Origin of the sequence: Candidatus Nitrososphaera evergladensis SR1 (genome assembly GCF_000730285.1) — an archaeon.
GTDB lineage: Archaea > Thermoproteota > Nitrososphaeria > Nitrososphaerales > Nitrososphaeraceae > Nitrososphaera > Nitrososphaera evergladensis.
The window spans coordinates 387607-412000 of sequence record NZ_CP007174.1 but is presented as its reverse complement, the minus strand read 5'-3'; the positions used below and the strand labels follow the sequence as shown (position 1 = coordinate 412000).

At 47.9% G+C, this 24394-nt stretch carries 20 protein-coding genes and 1 tRNA gene; 12 read left to right on the top strand and 9 right to left on the bottom strand.

Annotated elements, in window-relative coordinates; all coding sequences use genetic code 11:
• Positions 1–102 precede the first annotated feature (102 nt).
• The 4 genes from NTE_RS17045 to NTE_RS02010 all read left to right on the top strand — a co-directional run bounded on the left by NTE_RS17045 (position 103) and on the right by NTE_RS02010 (position 8920).
• On the top strand, positions 103–3276 hold the full coding sequence (locus NTE_RS17045) for an eCIS core domain-containing protein (RefSeq protein WP_148699514.1): 3174 nt from the start codon (positions 103–105) through the stop codon (positions 3274–3276).
• 635 nt (positions 3277–3911) lie between these two features.
• Positions 3912–5708, top strand: a complete 1797-nt coding sequence (locus NTE_RS02020; protein ID WP_148699513.1) for an eCIS core domain-containing protein — start codon at positions 3912–3914, stop codon at positions 5706–5708.
• A gap of 502 nt (positions 5709–6210) precedes the next feature.
• Positions 6211–6552, top strand: coding sequence for a hypothetical protein (locus NTE_RS02015; protein ID WP_148699512.1), 342 nt, complete (start codon positions 6211–6213; stop codon positions 6550–6552).
• Between the two features lie 691 nt (positions 6553–7243).
• Positions 7244–8920 (top strand): hypothetical protein, encoded by a 1677-nt coding sequence (locus tag NTE_RS02010; protein WP_148699511.1) that lies wholly within the window; start codon positions 7244–7246, stop codon positions 8918–8920.
• A gap of 57 nt (positions 8921–8977) precedes the next feature.
• Here the strand turns inward: NTE_RS02010 and NTE_RS02005 are convergent, their stop codons facing one another.
• The 4 genes from NTE_RS02005 to NTE_RS16240 all read right to left on the bottom strand — a co-directional run bounded on the left by NTE_RS02005 (position 8978) and on the right by NTE_RS16240 (position 12516).
• Positions 8978–9391: a DUF6293 family protein gene (locus NTE_RS02005; protein WP_148699510.1), complete on the bottom strand. Its 414-nt coding sequence runs from the start codon at positions 9389–9391 to the stop codon at positions 8978–8980.
• Positions 9304–9513, bottom strand: coding sequence for a hypothetical protein (locus tag NTE_RS17520; RefSeq protein ID WP_226987297.1), 210 nt, complete (start codon positions 9511–9513; stop codon positions 9304–9306). Before NTE_RS17520 ends, NTE_RS02005 begins: the two co-directional genes overlap by 88 nt.
• A 220-nt stretch (positions 9514–9733) precedes the next feature.
• Complete coding sequence (locus NTE_RS02000) at positions 9734–11383, bottom strand: PD40 domain-containing protein (protein WP_158384996.1); 1650 nt, start codon at positions 11381–11383, stop codon at positions 9734–9736.
• 461 nt (positions 11384–11844) lie between these two features.
• A complete protein-coding gene (locus NTE_RS16240; protein WP_226987118.1) occupies positions 11845–12516 on the bottom strand; it encodes a hypothetical protein in 672 nt (223 codons plus the stop codon).
• Here NTE_RS16240 and NTE_RS01990 point away from each other — a divergent pair.
• Complete coding sequence (locus NTE_RS01990) at positions 12509–13270, top strand: hypothetical protein (RefSeq protein ID WP_148699508.1); 762 nt, start codon at positions 12509–12511, stop codon at positions 13268–13270. The two genes, NTE_RS16240 and NTE_RS01990, sit on opposite strands and share 8 nt — an antisense overlap.
• A gap of 128 nt (positions 13271–13398) precedes the next feature.
• On the opposite strand, the gene NTE_RS16235 is transcribed toward NTE_RS01990, so the two are convergent.
• Positions 13399–13560, bottom strand: coding sequence for a hypothetical protein (locus NTE_RS16235; RefSeq protein WP_158384992.1), 162 nt, complete (start codon positions 13558–13560; stop codon positions 13399–13401).
• Between the two features lie 34 nt (positions 13561–13594).
• Here NTE_RS16235 and NTE_RS01985 point away from each other — a divergent pair, with 34 nt between their 5' ends.
• The gene (locus tag NTE_RS01985; RefSeq protein ID WP_148699507.1) at positions 13595–14095 is read left to right on the top strand and encodes a hypothetical protein; all 501 of its coding nucleotides are present in this window, start codon (positions 13595–13597) and stop codon (positions 14093–14095) included.
• 118 nt (positions 14096–14213) lie between these two features.
• Here the strand turns inward: NTE_RS01985 and NTE_RS01980 are convergent, their stop codons facing one another.
• Positions 14214–14915 carry a TetR/AcrR family transcriptional regulator gene (locus tag NTE_RS01980; RefSeq protein ID WP_148699506.1) on the bottom strand — a complete coding sequence of 234 codons (702 nt, stop codon included), beginning with the start codon at positions 14913–14915 and terminating at the stop codon, positions 14214–14216.
• A 158-nt stretch (positions 14916–15073) separates the two neighbouring features.
• Here NTE_RS01980 and NTE_RS01975 point away from each other — a divergent pair, with 158 nt between their 5' ends.
• Positions 15074–16726 carry a phytoene desaturase family protein gene (locus NTE_RS01975; protein WP_148699505.1) on the top strand — a complete coding sequence of 551 codons (1653 nt, stop codon included), beginning with the start codon at positions 15074–15076 and terminating at the stop codon, positions 16724–16726.
• Between the two features lie 361 nt (positions 16727–17087).
• On the opposite strand, the gene NTE_RS01970 is transcribed toward NTE_RS01975, so the two are convergent.
• Positions 17088–17162 (bottom strand) — tRNA-Gly (locus NTE_RS01970).
• Between the two features lie 197 nt (positions 17163–17359).
• Here NTE_RS01970 and NTE_RS01965 point away from each other — a divergent pair.
• Complete coding sequence (locus NTE_RS01965; RefSeq protein ID WP_148699504.1) at positions 17360–17593, top strand: antitoxin VapB family protein; 234 nt, start codon at positions 17360–17362, stop codon at positions 17591–17593.
• A gap of 19 nt (positions 17594–17612) precedes the next feature.
• Positions 17613–18002, top strand: a complete 390-nt coding sequence (locus NTE_RS01960) for a type II toxin-antitoxin system VapC family toxin (protein WP_148699503.1) — start codon at positions 17613–17615, stop codon at positions 18000–18002.
• Between the two features lie 256 nt (positions 18003–18258).
• Here NTE_RS01960 and NTE_RS01955 read toward each other — a convergent pair whose 3' ends face one another.
• Complete coding sequence (locus NTE_RS01955) at positions 18259–19170, bottom strand: ADP-polyphosphate phosphotransferase (RefSeq protein ID WP_148699502.1); 912 nt, start codon at positions 19168–19170, stop codon at positions 18259–18261.
• An 818-nt stretch (positions 19171–19988) separates the two neighbouring features.
• On the opposite strand from NTE_RS01955, the gene NTE_RS01950 reads away from it, so the two are divergent.
• Together NTE_RS01950 and NTE_RS01945 are read left to right on the top strand one after the other, a co-directional pair.
• Positions 19989–20960 (top strand): adenylate/guanylate cyclase domain-containing protein, encoded by a 972-nt coding sequence (locus NTE_RS01950; RefSeq protein ID WP_148699501.1) that lies wholly within the window; start codon positions 19989–19991, stop codon positions 20958–20960.
• Between the two features lie 122 nt (positions 20961–21082).
• A complete protein-coding gene (locus tag NTE_RS01945; protein ID WP_148699500.1) occupies positions 21083–23005 on the top strand; it encodes a sensor histidine kinase in 1923 nt (640 codons plus the stop codon).
• 135 nt (positions 23006–23140) lie between these two features.
• On the opposite strand, the gene NTE_RS01940 is transcribed toward NTE_RS01945, so the two are convergent.
• Complete coding sequence (locus tag NTE_RS01940; protein WP_148699499.1) at positions 23141–23794, bottom strand: class I SAM-dependent methyltransferase; 654 nt, start codon at positions 23792–23794, stop codon at positions 23141–23143.
• A gap of 311 nt (positions 23795–24105) precedes the next feature.
• Here NTE_RS01940 and NTE_RS01935 point away from each other — a divergent pair, with 311 nt between their 5' ends.
• Positions 24106–24384, top strand: a complete 279-nt coding sequence (locus NTE_RS01935) for a hypothetical protein (RefSeq protein ID WP_148699498.1) — start codon at positions 24106–24108, stop codon at positions 24382–24384.
• The last annotated feature ends 10 nt before the right edge of the window (positions 24385–24394 follow it).

Below are 24394 nucleotides of genomic sequence, written 5' to 3'. Positions count from 1 at the left end.
AGCGAGATTTCAAGTATCTCAGGAGTATTATCAAAGTCTCATGAGCTAGGTCACAAGAACTCGGCTGATACTGGCGAATCTTTTCTATCAACGCACAAAAAAATGGTTCAGAGATTCAGCGTCAACGGGTTTGATTTTGCCAAGACAGGCATCTTTGAACCAGACCTGCATGGACCCGGCAAGTCACCAGAGAATGTTCAGGAAGATTCATCTCAGAAGGCAATTGCAAGGACTTCAGATTCCATTCTGGATTCTGACACAGCTAAAAATGCCCCACCCATAGTGCAGGGAGTCCTTCGCTCTCCGGGGCGCAGCCTTGACCCCCATGCCTTGGAATTCTTTGGCTCCCGCCTTGGCCACGATTTTCGCAATGTCAGGCTGCACGATGACGAGGCGGCCTCGTACTCGGCCTCGATATTTGGCGCAAAGGCGTACACTTTTGGAAACCACGTCGTATTCAATAAGGGACGTAATAACCAGTCAACCGAGGGACTCCAGTTGTTTACCCACGAACTTGCCCATGTGGTCCAGCAGGATATGGGCAAGGGAACCGGCTTGCAAGCAAGCACGCCCCAGGCGGAGGACGAGGCGCGAGAAATATCAGCATTGGATCAAGCCGAATCCGCTACTGTAAAAGTGGCCGCGGGAACAGGAATGGCCTTTTCGCTGGAGGATTGGCAGAATAGTACGCCAGATGTGAGCACCAGATCCTACACCGAGCTAATAGAAGACATTGACCAGATCTCGCAGTGGCTGGATAGGCAGACCACCTCCTCCTTTGAGTCGACCCATCTAGAGGAAGTATTGGTGCAGCTGAGGGGCGAAGTCGCGCGGCGCGACGCGGCAGCCAGAGGACGGTCGCCGCGCAGGCCGCGCGGCAGGACACGTGCAGCCAAGTCCGGCACCGCTGCTCCGGCCAACGAGGCGATGCAGATGCCCAGAGTGCTTGCCGAGAGAAGCAGCTTTGCCTACGAAAACTCTGACGAGATGCGGCGCGAAGTTGACCTCATAATGGCGTGGCTTCAGCGCTCTGATGTGAGCAGGTCTGACAGGCAGATCCTGCAGATAGAGCTTGGCAACCTAGCCCCGCAGCTGCATCAGGACCGTATTCAACGCGCAATGGCGCGACGCGCAGAGACGATCCAGCGCGCGCTGGCACCGCCAGCAGACATGCAAGACGCACGCGCCAGGACTTTGGAGTCCGTTAGACGCATCGATGGCATAGCTAGGAGACCCGACGGCCCTGGTTTTGTGCTGATGCAGGGAAGCGAGATGATAGTGCTCGACGAATCAGAGGTCACTAGACTTCGTGCAAGTGTAGTCGAGGCTCTGGACAGAGCGGTAACCCGTGCGCGGGACATGAACGAATACACCTACTCCCGAGGCCAGGCACACCTTCAGCTAAACTATGAGGAACATCCCTATGTCGGCTTTGCAGTCAGCGTGGTCAGCGGAGAAGAGCCGGCGGAGCTGTGGAACCGGGTTTTGGATCCAATCCAAAACTCGAATATCGCCGCAACAGGGTACAGAAGCATGGGCGACAGTGTGTCGCTCACAAGCAGGGCAGAGCGCGCCTTGTACGCCATCGAAGAGGCAGACCGTGCGCGCAGGCTGCTTAATCAAGGCATAGAGAGGGCAGAGTCATCTGCTGAAAGAATCGTAACAGGACTAGAGATTACTCGCGACGTTGCCTTTACCATTGCCCTGAGCCTCGGCGCAATAGCCGCCGCGCCAGTGGTTGCCGCAGGAGCAGCCGGCGCTGGCCTTAGCGGAGCCACCGCGTTCGGAGTGACGACAGTTGGCACGGGCGCCGTGGTGGGCCTAGAGGGCGCGGGACTGGGCATGGTCGGAGGCATGGCCCAAGAAGCGGCCGCAGGGGGTTCGCTATCTGACGTTCTTGCAAGCGGAGGACGTGAAGCAAGAAGGTGGGCCAAGCGCGGTGCCGTTATCGGGGTCAGCGCAGGCCCCACTCAAGCTTTTCGAGCGGTATTGGGTGCAGGAACCCCGGGCCTCAGTACCGCCAGCAACCTTGTCCGCTCTACGGCAGCAGAAATGGGAGGCAATGCTATCGTGGGAATGGGAGAGACTGCTCTCGAGGGCGGGAGCGCGAAGGACATCCTGAAGTCAGGCGGTATTGGCGCGGCAAGTGGCTTGATTTCAGGCCCTCTTGGCGCTGTCACGAGCAGGATATCTAGTCCAACAGCGCGGACCCTTGCAGGCATGGCAGTCGGCGGGGGCACTGGTTACCTAGGCGCTAGCATCTTTTCTGATGACCCAAACCAAGCGTGGCAGTCGGCAATAATCGGCGCAACAGTTTCCGGGGTTTCGTCTAGCCACGCTGGAAGCGCAGAGATGACGCCAGGTCAGCAAAGAGCGTATGAGATTGGAAGAGGTGTCCGGCGCCAAGCGAGGGTCATGGTTGGAAGGGCGCGTAACGTGTTGGCTGCGGCTATGATTGGAACTGCTGACGCATTCCCTCCAGCTCGCATTACTGGCTCTTTACCTTCGATTATTGGCAGAGACGACATAGCATTATCGTTGAGAAATCCGGCCTTGTCAGAGCCAGTCGAGGCAATTCCTGCGGCGCGTACTGGAAACTCATCGGCTCCCGACATCGAGACTACCCCATCATCAACTCAAGAGGCCGCTCCAGGCCAGCCTGCCAGTGACGTCGGCCCGGCAAGCCCAAGTCAGCCAGCTAGGACGACTCCGGGCAGAGTATCTGGTCCAGAGGTCTTTGAGGAACTCTCAAGAGAACTTGGCCTTACGCCACCAGGCGCATCGCAGCGCGGAGCAGGCTCCGCCGCAGCTGATGCCCTAGCCGGAGGACTCATTGGAGCCCAAGGCGCTCCAGGCACAGTCGATATTGCTTTTCAATCGCATGGGAGCGCTACAGAGGTCCGAAACGCCTACGGGGTCACAGGACAGCAGCAACAATCAGCTCATGTAGGCCCGACATCGTTCCTACGCGACGTACCAACATACAGCCGGAGGAGAGCTCTTACGACGCTTCTGGATCCGGCCACACATAGAGCATTTGATGACCACTGGAAGAACTGGGCGATCAGGCAGAGGAGGGCAGGACGAGTGAACTGCACTGTCGGAGAGATGAGACAGGTGATGTTTGATGCAATAGAACAGATACCAAACATGCCTCAACGCACTCGTAACGTGTTGAGATGGCGAATGGAGCTCGAGTTGAACGAACTTGGACTGGGGCTTGGCGATAGCATCGATCTGCCGTACGCAAACATCAGTCCGACAAGTACACAATAAAGAAGTTGGACGGAACATTATGGTTTATCGACATGGGTTAAGATCTTGGATCAGATGAATAAGGAATGTTTTTCTAATTGCCATCCTATATTGTGTCATATTCTTTGCTCCAGGTTATCTAAATAAAGCAGGAGACAAGACGTTGGCGGATGCCAAGCCCTCTTTATCACATTGAAGAGTTGAAGAGCTCGACCTGTGCCTTGATTTCTCAAGCCTATTTCGCCTTGGCGATGAATGAAAAAATGACCTGTACCAAAAAACAATATTCGGTTCACATGCAACCGAGACTGATTAAGTGTGAAAACGGAAGGTTCTTGCCGGAGAGGAGCGGCGCAAGCAAATCGAAATCCAATGGCAATCAACGAAGAATAAGGAGGGTACCAAACTTCATCGTAAAGTAGTAGAAAAAGCCAGGTAGCTGTCAGAAAATCGACAGTGTTATCTACATGAGCACGATAAACCGTAGTAGGCCAATGTCATTTGCGTCCTCATACCGAAGAAAGGACAGCACGACTGACAGCAAATCATTGGGAGTCGTTAAAGCTCCCTCTTATCGCAATGATTCGGGGGAATATTCCGGTAATTCCATTATTCATTTACGACAAGCAATTGGGAACCAAGCAATACGGCGATTGATGTACTCCGACGCAGGATTTGATTTTGCAAATATCACCATTCAACCAAAATTGAAGGTCAATCATCCTCACGACGCACATGAACAAGAAGCAGAAAGCAAGATTGACGGTGCTCGTTCTGGCGGCGGATCTCCACTTGACACAGGCACCAGAGAATTCATGGAATCAAGGTTTGGTCATGATTTCTCTAATGTTAGACTACATACGGATGAAAAAGCTGCCAGGTCAGCTAGATCGCTCAATGCCCTTGCCTACACCATAGGAAACGACATTACATTTGGAAAAGGACAGTATCAGCCCGGTACGCGTCAAGGAAGAGAACTGCTTGCGCATGAACTGGCGCACACAATCCAGCAACGCGGCGCCGATGCGCCGCCATCCAATGACCCGCAAGGCATTCACGAGACGAGTGCACGAACGGCCGCGCAAAACGTGGTAAACGGGCAATCCGTACGGACTGAACTGCCTGCGTCCGGCGTCGGCTTGTCGATGCAGCCCGCCGAGGATGAGGAGAGGAAGAAGGCAATCGCAGAAGCGGAAGCCGGTGCGGCTAGGATTGACCAGCTGCTCAAAGAGGATGAGGAAGAATCACTGCCAGAGATGCCTCGACGACCGACAACGCTCTCGCTGATAAAGCCGGATCCCAGATTCCAGGCGCGGATGGTGACTGACGAGCAGATCTATGCCCCACTCAAGGAGTTTGATGAAAGGGAAAAAGCTGCAAAGACAAAAAAACGTATAGTAGAGGAGGCACTAGACGAAACCCGCCCCGAACGGTTCCAGATGTTTCGAAAGGTTCTCAATGAACATGGATTTGCAGGGGACGTACTCGCTTCGTTCATGAGCGAGAGGATACCGATGCGAGACTTGCAGGTTCTTCGGCGCTACGGGCTGGAGTGGCCGCACTGGTACAACAGGTCCAAGTTCCAGGGCAAAGTCGAGGATGCCCTTGACCGGTTCTTTGCTGACCAGCATTATATTCAGTACGGTCGCTCGCCCGTTGTAAATGAATTCACCAAGGAAGACCAAGAAGCTTTGGAGAGGGAGCAAATGAGACAAAGAGTCATTCAAGCGTGGCTGACAACTATTTCACATGCGACAGGTTCGCTTGGCGGAGCACTTGGCGCCGGGATTACGGATCTGTTCACAGACGATCCTGAGAAAATCGCTGCGGGAGGTGGATTGGGGACAGCTGCTACCGGAGTGCTCGGCGCCTTTGCTCAGGCTCGCATAAATCAAGGTACGTATGTGCCGGATGTCGAGAACCCATTACGCCCAGAACCTACCCCTCAACCGAAACCTGCAAGGCCAAAAGGATATGGAAACCCCGAGGCATCTGCCAAAGCAGCCATCAAAAGCGAAACCAAGAAAGCACCTGAACCCTCATTGACAGAACTCCAACAAGAAATTGTCCAAGATCTAATGAGTCAAGGACATAAACTTGCTCCCAGAACTGCCACAGAAGCCGCAAAAGGAGCAGCCGAAGCTATACCCACTTCTGAAGTCAGAAGTTCCGATGTGAGACTTGTGAATGGAAAGTTGCGAGAGGTTACTGCATTTGAAGGAAAATTAGATAACCTAGGAGGGCGTCTAGCGCGGAAAGGAGGACAAAAACCTGACGAGATCTTCGTTCAAGTAAATACGCCAGGAGTCAAGAAGGAAGACATCATAAGGTTGATTCAAGGTCCAAATGGAATACGATACGGCTATCAGGAGCTCGCCGGCGTGTATGTTAAGGTATTTGATAGTGAAGGAGCGGTATTATGGAGTGGCACTTTTGGATCATTTAAGAAATGAGAAAAAACTACTCTGATTCGGACTAATGGTCATGTTGCTTCTCCCATTTGTTCGTTGGAGCTTTATTCGTTAGCTAATTGCGGGCATCCAAGCGTCTGCAGCCAAAAAACGCCTAGTGCGAGTGAACCTGCGACTAGGCTAGGTGCTCAACTTGTCTCAGCATTAGTCAGGTATGTCGTTTTCATGGTAATGTCGAGAGCTGGTGGAAAACGACTGATCCCTAGCTCAGAAGAAAAGTAGATCCTCAACATCAACCGACTTTTCACCAGAACTACATTGATTTTTTGAGGCAGACGTTTTCCATAATGCATCATGAAGACGGCAGTCTGAATAGTGGGCCAAAAAGTCATGAGATTCAATTAGTATATTTTGATTAACAGGAAAACAAAGTGCGTCAGCTGGTGATTTCCTTCTGGCGGGACTATACAATGACGTGTCGCGCCCTTCTACTAGGATACACCATCATCAAAAGACCAAAGTATATGAGAGGAAATTTCAGGTTATGGAGAGAAAGGACTTGCTTCCCAGAAGCACATTGAGAAGCAAATCCGAGAACCAGCCGAGGGCTCTTGGGATAGACCAGGTCTTTGGCCTAGGACGCCGGCTGGAAGAGCTGGACGAAAAGGCAGAGTGGTGCTCCAGAATTGCTTCTGACCTCAAAGGCTCTTCGACAAGTGACTATATTGTATCGGCCCTAGAATACTATAGACACGAGAGGAAATCACTGACAGAGACGCCGGCTCTCGCATATGCGGCCACCAATGACACCCTAGAATGGTGCAGAAGAACAAGGATAAGGATGACAATGACCAGTCGACAGAGACGATACAAGCTTCACACCTAAAAGCAGGAGTCATAATTGTAGAGTCAGGCCTTTTGCAGCAGTAAGAGCTTCAGGATGGAAATGGTGGTAGTAGCAGCTCCAAAATGGATATAATGTCTGACCTGAAAGAGACGGCAAGAAAAGTAACTGTCGCTGGACTTGAACGCTTGAATCTCACTGGCATTTTGTAGAGACGAGGTCAAAGGACAAGAGAAGCGAGGTATCGCTGACAGAGCAGGGGAGAAATGCCTTGAGGATATTTGGTGCGGGCGGATAGCTGCCCCTAGGCTAGAATCGAGTGGAGCATCTGCGAGAAGGGTGTCCAGTGGTGATGATCCCTCATTACATGCAGGAAAGCAGAAGGCCTGTGTCACATTGAGCCCTAAAATGTCAAGTTTGTCACATCAGGAACCTTGCTGCCACAGGGCCAGGCGTGGTTGTCACGTGCATGTCAGATAAATTCAATAATTTTTTGATAATCGATGTTAAAAGACACAGCTCATCTCATGCAATGCAGCTAGCATTATCAGCATTATTACAGGTCCATTTGCGAAGAGCCGGCAGGCATGTGACCTGTCTGACAGGAATAGACAATTCTGTACCACAGAACCTTATGAAAAACTCTCAGTAAATTATTAATGACTAATAACTTTCGTGGACAATTTCATATACAGTAATGATTAAAAAGGCGACTAGATTTTTTTTATATAGCATGGTCAAAAAGTTTTCACCCGAGCAGGACAACCTCATCAGATCGCAATGGTACCAGGGTCTCCCAAGGCCAGAGATCGAGAGGCAAGCAGATGCAAGTGCAGGTCACATCAGCGACATAGTAGCGGAGGAGAAGCGACTTGTGGGGGAGGGCAACGTGGACACCTTGAGACGGCTCGCCATTGAAGTTGGCAAGAAAGGGCATACGCCCGTTGACATCATGAGAGCCATCAGGTTCCTAAATGCCTGCAATGGTCTGGGAATGGATGACGAGAAGGTTATAGGATGCCTACCTCGCGTTGACGAGGCTTGCAAAAGAGGTGGCATAGGTATTGAAGGACTACCCGTTGACATAGAGAGCAGGCTCGCCAAGGCAAGAGAGCTGGATGCAAGAATACAGGAAAGCGAAAGGATTGCTGCAGAGGCCGAGAAGCACCGAGAAGAAGCCTTGAGGAGGGCCGGGCAGACAGACGAGTCGCTTGCCAAGTGCCAGGAGACAAGGGATTTCCTCGCCTCTCATGGTCTGGTGGCTGACAGCCCCGAGAGGCTAAAGAATGCGCTCTTGAATGCAGAGGAGGCCAATTATGATATGGAAGCGATTGTGGCAGGAATTTCAGAGAACGAGTCTCTGAGGAGGGGCAATGCCTCGCTCGCTACAGAGAATGCAGAGATTGAGAGGCGCAAGGCAGAAAATGCGAAAGTGGTCGGGCAGCAAAAGTCAGAGATGGCCAGAAATGCAGAAGTGCTTGGCAAGCTCCATGAGCTGGAGCGCAAAGGGCTCGGTCTCCCAGAACTGACGGTCATTGCTACGACAGTGTCTGACGTTGCCGTCAAGAACGGGATGGACGGCTCGACGGCTGTAAAGAAATTCATAGACGACCTCAAGAGCACCGACTATGACAGGAAGGCGGGATTTGCGGTGAAGGCCGACAGGCTGCAAAAACTATGCGAAGAGCGCGAGGCAATGCACGACCAGCTCAAAATGGAGTATGCCGCAGACAAGCAGGCGATACAGTCATTGCGGGTGCTCTATTCAAGGGGTGTAAAGAACCACGAGGTCGTCGCGCTAAAGAACATTGTAGTGAAGAGCGGTGCATCGACAACAGCCGAGCTTGAAGATGACATAACAATGTATGGCACCATCAAAAACGCCAACAAGGAGCACGAAAAACGCAACAAGGAAGTACAAACAGAGAATCTGGCCCTGGAGAAAAGGAACGAACTGTTGAAGCGTGAGAATGAGGCCCTCAAGAAGGCGGGTGAAGAGTTCCGAGCATCGTTCAAGAAGGATACGGAGGAAATGACCGGCACGGTCAAGGCTTCCAGGGAGGTCTTGGAATCAGCAACTGCGGGCGCAACGCAGACTGTACAGAAGGCAGTTACTGACATGGAAGAGAAGGTCAAGACGTTTGGGACAAAGATTGAAGGACTCTCTGATACAGCCACAAGAGAAACAGATAAGATAAAGAAGAACCAGAGCCTGCTTCGCTATGACGTCCTTGTAAGAGCGGAGCAAGGCGAGCCGGTATCAAAGGCCGCGGCAATAGCGTCACTAGTATTGGCCATACTTGCGGTAAGGCCTATGCTGACGGGTGTTTGGCTTGGTGACGCTGGAGACCATCTCGACATAGTAGTGGATAAAATGAAATATGCTCTAAAGTCTGGAATGATCAGTTGAGAGCTTGCATGCTGTTCAGACCTCCGTGCCCTTGGCAGATATAACCTTCCATTCTCTTCAATGTTCAGCTTGGCCGCTACCAAATATCCTAAGAGCATTTCTGCCCTGCTCGGTTAGCACAACATCGCTCCTCCGCCCTCTCGACTTGACCTCCACAAAGTGCCAGTTAGACTCCATGGGCCCAAGGATGGCTCGAAGGCGGCTGTGAGGTGCACTCCTTGGCTGGGAAGGCTGGTAGTGAGGTATCATCTTGACCTCCTGCAATTTTTCAATGAGGTCCTTCTTGCTCATCTTGCCTCCGGCTTTGCTGATTATCGACAGCACAAGGAGCGACTCTGCAGAGGGCATGTGTATCTGGCATACCGGCAAAAGGTCAGTTCCTGTCACCTTGCGTTTGTCTGCGCCCTTGTCAGGCCCTCCGTCTTCATAGTCGAGCTTGGCATAATACGGGTCCCCTTCCAGAGCATGCAAGATAGCATGCCTGCCATTGCAAGCACCTTGCTTCCTGTAAAGACATTGATGTAGATATGATTGCGGTCTTCTTCATTCTCAGACTGAAAGATATCTTGGTATTTTTCTAGGCACGAGAACAGGTCCTTTATCTTTGCTTATACGTGCTTGATTTCAATCGACGGATACTTGGCAGGTTCTGATTTGACTTGCTTCACGAAGCCCGGGCAGAGCTCCGATGCTGCCCAAACTCTTCTTTTTTGTATTTCATACTTTAGAACTGCAACTTTCAAGATGCTCATCTATTCCAGCCATTAATCTCGCAGCAGCTGCAAAAAAAGGGGCGCAGCGGTATTATGACAATTACGATGCGATGTATCCAGAGTTGACAATTGAACCTGAGCCTGTGATTCTGCCGCCCGCATCCGTGCTGTGTACGATTATGTAGCCAGAGTTGACAAACCGGCCTGATTTACCCTTGATGTTGTCTATTGTGCCATAATTGTCAATGGTGTTTGAATTGCTCAGGGTACCAGAATTCTTGAGCAAGCCGTAGTTCTCTATGGCGCCAGCACTGTTGATTACACCAAGGTTATCTATTGTACCATCGTTCTTGACTGCGCCAGAGCTGATTATCGTGCCATTATTTTGCAAGACGGCAAGCATAGATACTTTGAGGGTAACAGTTGGTGCAATCGCAAGGAAGCCAGACTTTGAAATTGCCAGTGTGACGCCATTATTTATTGTGCAAGTGGAAGTGGCGGGATCCCAAGCTACCGCTGCTGATGATGGTGGTGGTAGCGCTGCTGTAGTATTAGTTGCTGTTGCCGATGTCGCCATTGTTGTTTTCGTCTCCTGCTGCGCAGACAGGGCCAGGCATGACAAACTGTCAGCGACCACAACAGCAGCATCATGATCATCGGACAGTATGCGCGTACCTGCAGATGGTCCCCACGACGGAGGACCAAATGAATCTCCTCCCCCTGGAAGCGTATCAAAATTGGTTATTCGTTTTTGCCCACTTCCATCGGCGGCATTCATGACGTATATCTCAGAATGCCAACCATGATGGTCTCTCCAACTGCTAAAGGCAATTTTAGCGCCGTCTGGGGACCATGTCGGTCCATCGTCACGAGCAGGGTTACTTGTGAGCCTTGTCTGGTTGCTGCCGTCGGAAGCGTTCATGACGTAGATATTCCAGTTATTGGTCACGCTGCCGAAAGGATCATGACGATGTTCATCATCTCTATCACTTGCAAAAGCAATCTTCTTGCCATTGGGAGAAAACGTCGGAGATATGTTATTTGCGTCAGCTCCATTATTCGTAAGATTGGTCAGGTCGCCGCCGTCATCCGCATTCATGGAATAGATGTCGCCAGCGCGGGTAAACACTATCTTTTTGCCATCAGGAGAATAAACAGGACTGTCGTCGTCCGCGGTGTTATTGTTTGTCAGGCGTACAGCGCCTTCTACGGTCCCATTAGAATTCATGACGTAGATGTGCCTATGACCGTCATCGTCAATCTTCCAACTGCTGAAGACAATTTTGGTGCCGTCTGGAGAAAATGACGGAGAGTAGTCATACATCCACCATACAGTCCTATTTGTGACCGAGAACCATACAGGGTCGGTGCCATCTAGATTTACAGCATCAATTTCAGAGCCTCCCAAAAAGCCAGATGTACCGGTGCTCCACTTGTCAAAAACAAGCCTTTTGCCATCCGGGGAAAATGAAGGTGAGGATCCGCAGCCGTCAGCATTCGGTACGCGTTTTGGGTTGGTGCCATCAGGGTTCATGATGAAGATGGCGCCACCGCAAACGATATTTCCAGCACCGTAGAACACACCAAAAGCAATCCTGCCGTTGGCGTCAGCGGTGGCAGAGGCAGAAGCCGATGCGGATTTTGATGATGATGCTGACGACGATGATGATGATCCTGTTCCCGCCGTTGCCGCGTATGCATTCTGGGGACGCTGCAAATCAGCACTAATTGGCAGGTCTGTTCCAGTCATCGAATTCAGCAATGGAAAGGCAACAAGATTTAGCAGCGCTAGTAGTAGTAGAATGACAGGCATTACTTTGGGCCATTCAAGTCTCCTCTGGGGCAAGAGCAGTTTCGCCAATAGAATGCAGAAGCTTGTATTTATATTGCCTGTATTGGGCATTCATACCAATATTTCCGTAAATAGGATTCACATCAGACAGCGAATATGAACGGCCGCGCGCTCTTATAAATAACTGACATTCTATAACATTTCTCTACTTGTCATCGGCCAGTAGCGGCAGTAGAAGTAGTGCTAGAAGCCGCATCACATTCTACGGAGGGGTCCATGAGATAGGAGGCAACAAATTCTTGGTCGAGGACAGGGACACAAAGATCTTTCTGGACTTTGGGATGCAGATGGGCAAGGTCAATCAATACTTTGGAGAGTTCCTGCAGCCAAGGGCGAGAGGGGTCAGCCTACAAGGCAGTCTAAGCGCGGAATGCTCCATAAAAGGCTCCCCTCAAAAGGTGTGCGTCTGTAGGATGTTCAATGTGACCAATCGGCGACGAGTGCTGGTATGCAAAGTCCCAAATGATTTTCTCCCGATTTTTCTCGTAAAAGCGCATCAGAACCTCGAGGTCATGGTTTTTGTTGTTGTTGATGTTGCTATAGTCGCTTCTACAGAACGATGCATCAGCTGGACCGCGTGCAATTTCGCCGGTGCTGGTAACTTTGATAGCGGCCGTATAGCACCACCATTTTTCAAATGTCCTCAGGTTTTGTGTTTGTGACTCCTTGCCATCATAATGCCATGCCAGATTCTCAAACCGTGCAAAGTAGTTTTGAGGAACGTTTAGGCTGGGCTTTTGATTACCAGTCTTGGACCCGTCGTGTTTGAAGGCAATCAGCAGCCACTCTTTAATGTCTGCTGCCGTCGTTGTTTTGTCATAAGCCCTAACTTGTTTCAAGCTAAGGGCCGAAACCTTCTTTTCAAATACTTTCAGCGCATTTGCCTTGACGAAGAGCATGAAATCCCTCAGAGGGACTGGGTGGCCGCAATATTGAGACACGCGGTCGTCGTCATCACCATCACCATCATCACTGTACCACCATTTCTCAAACGCTTTCAAATTCCAACCGTATCTTTTTTCCTTGTGCAACAAAAAAAGAAACTTTTTTTCTTTTGCAAAATCTAAAATAAGGCCTATCATCACTGGCCTATTCACTTCAGTTATGCAAAGATTGCATCTTTTGTCGGCTCTGGCTGGTGCTGTATTATTCTTCATTGCATTTGCTGTCGTTGTCTATCTTCCATCATCATCATCATTACCATCGTATTCTCAGAAGGATTACGAGATCAAGGTGGAGTCAACTTCTGACAGCGATAAAGGATTCTATGGCGTAAACGAAGGTGCAATAATAACTTCAAAAGTAACACTGGAAAATTCTGGAAGGAAGCCACTTGCCGACGTACAAATCAAATACATGAGCACAGTAAGATGCGAACAGCATATTCAGTTAGACGATAATGATGTTCCCGACTCGCTTAGGTCAGATTTAACAAAGGCAATCAGATATGATGAAGAAGGAGGGTCCGAGCTGGTTTCTAGCTTCATTCAAGAACATAAGAACCAGATAGACGGAATCGGCCTCGTTTATCCAGAGGATGAGAGAGGGGGAAATGGTGAGCCGGACCTATTCTTTTACAAGATCGTGGAGAAAGAACGCCTGATTGACAGAGAGACCATCAAGGCCATCAATCCGGCTGAAAGGATTTCTCTTTCTCCGCCTTCAGGTGCCCAGTATGTAGTAGTTGATGCAAATTACCCGGGAGTTAGCGGCATGGCAGCCAAGATTCAGGGTGCACCAGGAGCGCAAGAAGTTCTCGCAGATGCGGCCAAAGATTGCCTTTGAAAAGATTGTCGGAATTATTACAAAGTACGATATATACTGTGTCGTCAAGGATAAAGAAATTCTTGCTTGCATGAAAAAAAGGAGTCTCGTCGTGGCATCGTTACTACAAGAGATAGAACGAGAAAGGACTAACATTGGCAGTCACAAGTATATTTTGCACATTGATACTCGCTATCTCCTCTCTCATTTTCTTCCGCCTTCTTCTTCTCTTGCTTTCCTTCTTCCTTTTCCTCCTCCTCAAATCTGAGGAGGTAAAATGAATTCAGGACTGGATGCCAAGGGTATCTCATTCTATACAAAATAATTGGCGCTCAATTATCCCAGATGCCGCAATGTCGACGTTTTTTCGCTTTAGTGATAAAAAATACGCACATATTCAATATCAAGCCGACGGCAGGAGAAAAACCTCTTAACCGGCATCTAGACGGCTCCGCTTCTGCGGCAATAGCAGTAGTAGTAATAGCGGGAGTAGAGCCGTTTGCAATAGACGGCCAAAGATCCAACGATGACCACCATCACTCCAAAACAAGCGGCAGCAGCAACAAGAAGAAGAACATGGCGCAAAAGCCAGAAACAATGGAAGAAACAATGGATGTACTTGCTCGCGCTGAGGTTTTTGATTACCATGCTGGAATTTGCTATTACTGCTGCACTCAATTGCAATGGCAAGATTTTTCCAAAGAATGGACTCTCACATACACACACAAGGGCCGCACAGGCATTCCGACCACTGTTATTGCGCTCTTTGCTCCAACATGTCTGTCCTGCGATAGAAGAGTCGCCACACAACCTTTGAGGAAGGGAGGGATTTTTTTGCAAGAGTGAGCATAACCATGGAAATAGCCACAGTGCCAGGCGATTGCATGAAAACCGATTTTCTAGCGAGGGAGAAAGAGAGGAAGAGAGGAAGGTGCGATGGAATTTTGGATATACAGGTGCGAGATCAGGGTTTGTCGTTTTTCTTCTTCTTGTTGTTGTTGCTGCTGTTTGCCTCGTTTACATCACCACCCAAAAGCACAAGCGCTGCAACTCTAAACGGCTGCCATGTCTTTTCATCTTCTAGCTTTTGAGGATCGAGTATGAGCTGAAATGCAAGGCCATTAGACATGGCAAGGAGCAAGCCAGCAATGCCTGTCGATTCTTCATGCGGAATATCCGCAAAACTAGCACCAGGAATGGCAGCCGCAGCAGTAGCAGTAGGAGCAGTAGGAACAGCAGAAGAAGAAATCTTTTCCAACTCGGTTCGAAGTGATTCTATTACGCGGTTCACACAATCCACAAGTTCTGCTTTGATCTTTTTGCTGCGTCCGCTTGCGCACCACATTTCAAAGAGCAATTTGTAAAATCCAGGATTGTCACGATAAGTCCTTTTTAGCAGTTCTATCGCGTTATCAACTATTTCTTCCTTTGACCTGCCTTCAGAGAATAGGCCCAGAGTAGGAGTGAAAGCAGCATCGGACGCGTATCGAAGGGTCTTGACAACAAGATCTTCTTTATTCTTAAAGTAGTAATGCAAAAGACCCCAGTTGACGTGCGCTGCCGCAGCTATGTCCTTTATGGTCGCATTTTCATATCCCTTTTCTGCCAAAACTACGGCCGCAGCCCGAAGGATTCTATCCACCTTTTCCTGCCTATCTGGCTTCATAATGTAAACTCACTCTCATATGACCACACGAATAAGCAAATGAATATGCTCTAATTGAATACCACCACATGTTGATATATAAGGTTTAGTTAGTCCACTAACTAAAGATTTAATAGCCGGCAATCGTTTAGTTAGTTGACTAACTGAGGTGTGAATGAATGGTAGAGATTCGAGAGAAATGGACAATTGCGAATAAGAATGAGGAGGAGGACGAGGAAGAAGAAGAAAGAAATGTCGATGTAGAAATTGAAGAAGAGGACAGGCTTATTGGTGGTGGTAGCGACGGTGTTGGCGATAACGATCATGACATTGGAGATAGAGGCGACAAGCCCCTTCAAGCGTTATCAACATCAGCATCATCAGCATCATCATCAACAACAGCAGCAGCTGCTCCTGCTACTATAACCAGCACAGACGTTTTGATAGTAGGTGCAGGAATGGCAGGCCTGACTGCCGCAGTGTATCTGGCTCGTGCCGGAAAGACTGTGGTGATAACCGAGCAGTCAAGCAGCATTGGAGGGCGCGCCAGAACGGCTGATTTTGAAGGGTATCACTTTAACCAAGGTCCTCATGCACTATATCTTGCAGGACCGGCCGTGAAGATCTTGCAAGAGCTTGGAGTAAAATACCACGGAGGCTCGCCGTCGGGATATGTCGCAATAAAGGAAGGCAAGGTGTTTCCACTACCAAGTGGTCTATATTCTATGATGTCGTCAAAGCTTTTGTCGCTTTCCAGTAAAATCGAAGCCATTCGCTTTCTTGCTTCACTCTCCAAGATGGAGACGTCGCAGTTTGATTCCATCAGCCTAGACAGCTGGAAGAAGGAAGAGATACGACATCAGGATTTTGCAGAGCTGTTAGAAACCTACCTTAGGGTATCGTCTTACAGCAACGATCCCAAGTTTGCAAGTGCCGGTTCGCTTCTGGCTCAATTCAAGCTGGCATCATCTGGTGGGGTACTTTACGTTGATGAGGGGTGGCAGACGCTCGTCGATGGACTTCGAGACGCCGCCTTGGATGCGGGAGAAAAAAATGTCCAGATACTGACGGGTAAAAAAGCTGTGGGTGTAAAACAGAGAAGTAATGGTGCCTGGACGGCCGACCTTTCCGATGGCAGCCAGATCAATGCAACTTCTCTTGTGATAGCCACAAGTCCTTCAGATGCGTACAGATTATTCAGCAAAGAGCAGAGACCAGAAGTGATCACAAGGGCTGCCAAGGAGGCAATACCTGTCAGGGTCGCGACTCTCGATGTTGCATTGAATAGCCTGCCAAGGCCGGACAGACTTGCAGGCTTTGGAATAGACAAACCATTGTACCTGTCTGTGCACTCGGCATTTGCAAAACTTGCACCTTCTTCGCGCGCCGGCGGCAGTAGTAGTAATAGTAGTAACTCCGTAGAAGTACAAGGGCCAGCGGCGGTAATACACGTGGTCAAATACATTGGATCTTTAACTGACATGGATCCCAGGGCTACGGAAAATGAACTGGAGAGACTGCTAGACCTTATGCAGCCGGGATGGCGCAAGGTGCTGGTCAAAAAGAGGTTCTTACCAAACATGGTAGTCTCAAATGCCCTAGTAACTGCATCTCAAGGCGGGATTCGAGGAAGACCGCCGGTCAAAGTTAGCGTCGCAAAGAATCTGTATATAGTAGGGGACTGGGTTGGCCACGAAGGATTGCTATTGGACGCCAGTCTTTCAAGCGCCAAGCGCGCGGCAGAAGATATCTTGGAAAAGCGCCGAGGGGATGAAGAGCAAGGGACTGTAGCGCCTGCTACTGCTGTTCCTCCCACCACTACTACTGCATAGTCATTACTTCCATAATACATCCATACACACACACGGCCATACGGCTTGCTCAGATGCGCTGTTTTTGCGCTTTGAAAAAATGATCTCTATTTTTTATGTCCGTAAAAACACCGGGTTCAGCACTGCAATTAAAAAGTGCTCAAGGTAGATTCTTTCCCTTGCATCCTGCATAGACAGGTACTGCACGCTATAGCTGCTATCTAACTCAAAGCCACCACTTCTATTATGATGATGATTATTACTATTGCTGTTCTCGCCGCCGTTGTCAACAAGAAATTGCCGTAGTTTACAGAGCCCTGCTTGAAAATCCCCATTGTCAACAATTTTGTCAACAATCCAGTTAAAATGAGAAGGAAAAAGGTGCGAAGTGCGGGATTTGAACCCGCGATCCCGAGCTTGGGAAGCTCGTACCTTAACCGGGCTGGGCTAACTTCGCTTCTACTTTTATCCAAAGTGGAATTTCGAAGTTGAAGATAAAAGCGTTTGCCAAGTTACAGAGCCATACGCATCATAACCAGAATAAGCACCGCCATAATAATAATCATCATTGTTACCACAGTGGCAAGAGTACTATGCAATGATCTATGGAATAAGGCTTAAATGCATGTAAGTGCACTGCATATGTATACATACATGGCTACCATTACAATTACTATAACTGACGATGCATACAAGGCGCTGAAGGCCGAGAAGAGAGAAGGGGAATCCTTCTCAGACGTGATCCTGCGCAAATTTCAAAGGGGTAATCCGGCCGCGATCAAGGCAGTTCTCCTGGAATTAGGTCCTGACTCCGAGCTGGCAGATGCGATTGAAACGGCAAGCCGCAAATTACGCAAGAATTTCAAAACTAGAAAGGTAGAGCTTTAAGAGAGGCAAAAAAATCCATATGGTATGTGCTGATTCTGATTTTATTGCCGATCTAGATAGAGGCAGTCCGGCTGCCATTGCAAAACTAGACGAACTTGAACAAAGAGGCGAACCCGTGTACACAACGACCATAAATGTAGCAGAGCTATATCATGGCGCCCATGCGTCGCGTAACACTGACCGGGCCATTGGACGAATAGAAAAAATCCTGAGTAGATTCTCTATACTGAACCTTGACTATGGATCTGCAAGACTGTGGGGAGAACTTGCAGATAAATTAAAGTCCAACTCCATAGGAGAACTTGACCTCTTTATTGCCAGCATGGCCCTTACGAACAAACAGTCCATCGTAACTCGTAACAGAAAGCACTTTGAAAGAGTGCCGGGGCTGCGGATAGAAAGCTGGTAGGAGGGATAGAGGGGGGAGAGGAAGCGAGGTGGAGAGAGAAAGAATAACAACCGCGATCCCGAGCTTGGAAAGAAGCTCGTACCTTAACCGGGCTGCCAGGCTAACTTTGCACTCGCTCGGAGTGAAATTTTGTGACTAAAAATAAAAGCGTTTCCCAACATGCACATATCTTGGTCTCTCCAAGATATGAGAGATTATTCAGAAATCTTTTGCTTGTCCTTTTTGTGTATATGTATGTGTGCGTGTACGGGTGGTCTCATTTGTTAAGCAGTAGCTTCTTGCGGGTGGATTGCAATTCATCCAGACGTTTGGGATCCAGTTTCGGATAGCTCATCTCTAGCCCGTTCAGGGTCTCCAAAATGATCTCTGAAATGATAAGCCGGGCGTTCTCCTTGTTATCTGCTGGAACAACATACCAAGGGGCATAGGTAGTGGTGCTTGTTGCACTGAGACAGTCCTCATAAGCCTTCATGTAGTCATGCCAAAACTTCCTCTCCTCAACATCTGCCAAGCTGAATTTCCAGTTCCTCTTTGGATCATCGATACGCTCTAGGAAACGTTTTCGCTGTTCCTCCTCTGAAAGGTGAAGGAAGATCTTGATTATTCTTGTCCCGTTATGATACAGGTGCTTCTCCAAATTCACAATAGACTCGTACCTTTGTTCCCACACTTCTTCTTTTTTCTTCTCCTCATCTGCAGCTGGCCCGTCGTCTTGGTCAAGAAATCCTTCGCTACGAAGGTCTACTTCCGGATGCACACGAGCGGCTAGCACTCCCTCGTAGTAAGAACGGTTAAAGATGCCAATCCGCCCTCGTTCAGGCAGACAGACAACATACCTCCACAGAAAATCATGTTGAAGTTCTATTGGTGTAGGACGCTTGAAGCTAAATACCTGGCAGCCCTGAGGATTAACACCGGACATCACATGCTTGATGGCGCTGTCCTTACCTGCTGCGTCCATTCCCTCAAAGATCACTAACAAAGAGTAGCGGTTTGATGCAAAGAGCAGCTCTTGTAACGAGCTGAGTTCTTCAATGTGTTCATTGAGGATCTCTTTGTACTGCTTCTTTGATCCGTATAGAGGTTTCACAATAGTTGGCCGGTGCTTCAGATTTACTTTTTTTCTACCGGCAGTAGATACAATAAAATCCTCAGAATTAATTTTCATCGTTTTCGATTGGCATTGATGAATATTAATTAATTTATTTAATGACCAAGAGGCAGGCAAAGCGAAGAAAGTAGCAGAGAAAGCAGAGAAGTCCGAGTTGAAGGCGGAGAAGGAGTCTAAAAAACGGCAGAGCACGCCAACAAAGCAAACAAGGCAGCAAGAAGGTCATGAAATAATAACTGACCATGATTGGGTCTTAGCCAGAATATATGGTTCCCGAGGCACTGCCACATATCTTTCTTTCCATCATCATCTCATGGCGGGCTCACTCTTTCAGCCTGTTTTACGAGCTAACGCACTCCGTAAGTATCAATTTTAATTCTTCTATGCCAGGCTCCAAGATTTTCAAACTATTCGTTCTGCGGCTTCGTACTTGTTACGAGACTTGCTTCGGTGATAGCTGTGCGTGCGAACCCTTCTGCCACACTCGGGACAGTAAACCGTACCCAACGGTCTTTTCTTTGCGCATGTAATACAATACGTATTGTAAGGATAGATTTGATTAGGAATGCTCCCCCCACACTCCCAGTATCTATTTTCATCGCCTTGTCATTTATCTGATATAGTGCCAAAATTCTTGAAGACAGTACCAGAGCAGGAATTTCTAAGAAAGAAAAAAAGGAAGTGCAGTAATAATAATTAAAAAGGCCCTGCTTGCTCGGCTCAAAGAGCTTTTGAGTCCTGATGAACACGGTTCTTTCTATAACCGCCCGCCTGTAGAGAGAGAGAGACGAAGAAGAAGAAACAGCGTAACATGCGCGGATTAATAAGAATGAGTACCTAATGATACGTGTGCAAAAGAGGGATACACATTCCGATTGCAATCAAAACTAAAGCAAACCGTGTTTAATCTATACAATGCGGGCATTTTTCCAGAGGTGATTGCAACACAACTCGATATCAGCGAAGAAGAAGTCAATAGAATAATTAAAGATAGAATTTCCAAAGAAGCAGAGGAGGAGAAGGAAAAAACATCGGTCAAACAGACCTCCTCTTCTTCTTTCGATAGAGCCTTGCTAGGCATGTTTTACCTTGATGCAGTTGTCAACATAGGGAACATCATCAAGTCAGCCCAACTGGCAATGTGGAATTCATTGAAAGGAGAAATGGAATTTAACATTTCGGACGAAGACACACGGGACATCCTTGAAAAAATGGCAGGGTCCAAAGCCACTTTCGTGATACTGTACATCGACATAGTCGGCTCGACAAAGCTTTCGATGACGTTGCCCGCGGACAAGTTGGCCGCAATAGTCCGCGGATTCACGTACGAAATATCTCTTGTGGTGTCGGCATATGGCGGATTCGTACTGAAATACTTGGGCGATGCCATACTCGCATTTTTTGTCATTCCGGACAAGTCCAATCCGTACATGCCGTGCACAAATGCAGTGCACTGTGCGAGATCTATGATCAGGGCAGTGAAAGAAGGGTTCAACGTCATCCTGAATCAAGAGGGCTATTCAGAACTAGATGTTCGTATAGGAATAGATCTGGGAGAAAATGTAGTGGTGGAGTATGGATGGGACCTTCATTCATTGGTCATGGATGGTAAACAGATAACTATTAGAAAAGTGCGCCACGACATCCTTGGTTATACTATTAGCATCGCATCCAAAATTACAGGTCTTGCGCAACCAAACCAGATTGTAATTGGCCAGTATGTTTACGAGGAGCTGGATAAGCAGCAGAAGGACGCTTTCAAACTACTGTCCACTCCTCCAGAGACCTGGAGTTATGTGGGTAGCAAGACCGGAAACCTGTATAGCCTTTATGCCAGCTCCTTATAGTCTTTCCTCTCTCTTAACAAACATAGGCCGCAAGCCTACTCCTATTATTATGAGAGTGACACACACGGACGCTCTTAACATCAGATTAAATATTATAGACCATTTATAGAGACGGCTTAGCAATGATGAATATTACAGCAATAAAGTGGAATCAACCACTTCTATTAGTTTCTTCAATAGCTCTAATTGCCATTTTACTGGCCTTTTCCAGTTATCAATTTTTCAATGATGCATCAAACAAGATAACCGAAATTGCCGCAGGAGAAAACAGGGCAAGCGCCCGCATATTAGCACATGACTTGGCTAATTCGCTTGCAAACAAGCTTGGTGGCATTCAGCAAAACGTACAGATGATTGCGCAAGCATCGTCTGTCCAAGAGAAGAGCATCGAAAAAGTCAGTACATTATTGGAAATTACACAGCAGACAAGCGGTGACATGACTGACTTTTATGGATGGCTTGATAAAGATGGCAGGATAGACCGGACAAGCAGCATCACCGATAATGAAAACTCGGCTCAGTTCTTCTTTGGAGCAGACAAAAGCGACCGGGATTGGTTCATCAATGCGAGGGACGCCAAAAAAGGCTATGCCAGCTCGGCGGAAAAATCACCTGATGATGACGGGATAGACCGGCTTTTTATCTCCTACCCCATAATAGATAGCCAGAGCGGCAGCTTTGAAGGCGTGATATACGCAGGAATTCCACTTGCAAAGGTAAACAATTACCTTGGCAGCCAGATCTATCCAGGAGAAAAGGAAATTGCCATGGACATTTTGGATATGAAGGGAACCATCCTTCAGACGACCAAGCACCCAAGCCTTCTGGGAATGAACTACTTTAGCAAAGAATACCAAGATGCAATAGCTGGCGTGGAGGAGAAGGCAGCGGATGATACTAGCAACAGCAGCGGCGGACTGCAGGAATTCACAAGATATGCACTTGCCAATTCATCCTCATCACCACCATCATCTTCTTCTTCTGGGTCTGATGATGGTGTGTCAGACTTCACTTATGGCGATGGCCAGACGGTCAGCATTGCATATTCATATGTCAAGCTTGACAATACCAATTTCGCAGTCGTCTTCACAAGAGTATCCCATGGAAGTGCTGCTGATGTGGAGGCATTTATCGATCAGCAGAGATTTACTAGCATGGCTAGGATAGCCGTGATAGGGACTGCGGCTGTGTTTATTGGCGCTTTGGTATTGTTGTGGAACAGGAAACTAGAGAGAACCGTTGCAGACAGAACACAAGCGCTGGCCTCCAAGACAGCCGAACTCTTGGCCGCAAATGAGCAGCTAAAACAGCACGACAGGCTGCAAAAAGAGTTCATCAACATTGCAGCTCACGAGCTGCGTACGCCAATCACCCCAATCTTGACATCAATTGACACAGTCAGAAGCATCAGAGATCCTAATGGGGAGAACATGGTTATACTTTCAGAAGGGTACTATGACATTATTCTCCGAAACATCAAGAGACTGGAGCGGCTTTCTTCGGATATATTACAGGCTGCAAGAATTGAAAGTGGAAATTTCAGTCTACACAAAGAAAAGTTTGACCTTGGCAGACTCATCAATAATGTGGTTGTCGATGCAAGCGAGTCTATGCCAGACAGCAAAAGAGGCAGCATACAGGTTGTATTTGAGCCCAATCACAATGATGGAAACCTAGTTGTCGAAGCAGACCAGTCGAAATTGTACGAAGTCATGACCAATCTTATGCAAAACGCCGTCAGGTTTACAGTAGAAGGAAAAATAACTGTATCTACAGAAAAGAAGAGCTTCGAGGGCCTAGGAAGAGGGGCGGCAGTAGTAGTCAAGGTCAAAGATACTGGAAGTGGAATTGCACAGGACATTTTGCCCCGGCTATTTCAAAAATTTGCTTCGGCCTCGTCTCGAGATAATCTTGGAGGAACAGGGTTGGGCCTCTATGTGTCAAAGGCCATTGTAGAGGCACACGGCGGCAAGATTTGGGCTCAAAACAATGCAGACGGAAAAGGGGCAACTTTTTCCTTTTCCATTCCTATACAAACAGAGTAACCTCTAGAGTTTGAAAGTAAGGGGGTACTGTTAACTTGCCGTTTTCTCATGATATAGATGAGACAGATGCCTAGTCGACGGTAAGTTAACAGAGCCATATAGAGTCAGGGTAGTCTTCGTGGTATTACTATTCTGCTACATCTTGGCCATAACTGTGAAAAGTGCCTTGGGCAATACGCGCAGAGTTCCCTCATACACGGTTTCTATCGACTTCAGTATCTTGAAGTGATCTCCAAAATATTTTGCCATCATGTCAGTAGAGAACCTGTGTGGGCCGGGACCTTGGGGCTGCTTTGTGCTAAATGTTTTTAGAAAAAATAGACCCTCGCTAACAATCAATTTCTTTACTTGGGTAACATACTGCGATCTATATTTTGGATCCAAGGTGTGAAAACATCCCCTGTCAAAGGCATAGTCAAACACATAACCCTCTTCGGAAAGTCGGGAATGAATGATATCGTCAACGAAGAATGTTACATCCTTGGAAAGAGCTCTCGCACGATCAATTGCATTTTGAGAAATATCTGTAGCAGTCACTTCAAAACCAAGCTTGGATAGCTCTATTGCATGTGAACCCACGCCAGTCCCAATGTCCAAAAATTTCCCACTTGAAATCTTGCGAATGTTCAGTTCATTTTTTAGATCGGCATCAAGGTGCTCGGTGAACCATGGCAGCCGCTTCACTCGAGGTCCATACGAGTAAAGTTCTTCCCAATCCCAATCTGGAAAAAAGCGACTGTTTTCAGAAGAAGAAATATTGCCAGGCATATCAGAGCTCTCGATTCCCACTAACGTTCCTTACCTCCGGCAGAAGCCAAGACAAGTAATTACTTTGTACTGCTTGGAAGCAGACCATAAAGCTTGCTCTTCCGGATTCAGATTAATCCACAATCAATTTTGGGATCTCATTACTATCACTATTACTATTATTAGAGGAAGAGAGAGAGACCCAAACACCTCTGAGATAATTTTGCATTTTCTACACCTAAATACTGTAATTATATTACCTATTATGCATTTTCTACATTCAAATACTCTAATTATATTCACTACCTTGCATTTACTATACTTAAATAAAAGTTATTGACATCACATTCTGAATGGCCGAATTAATAACTGATGCAGAGAAGGAGAAGATCTGGTTAGTGTACATCCAAGCGTGGAACAATCCGACATTTAGAAAAGAATTTGTGGAAAACCCTGCGCAAGCTATCGATCGTCATCAAGACAAATTTGGATTCAATTATACCAATCTATCTGAACACGCCAAAAAGGTAGTATCTGCGGCTACAATGGAAGAACTTGAGGCCGTGGCAAAATTCCGAGAAAAGATGCGGTCTGTTCATTGCTGGATACCGGAGCCTGTCTCTTACTACTAATGGTTTAGGC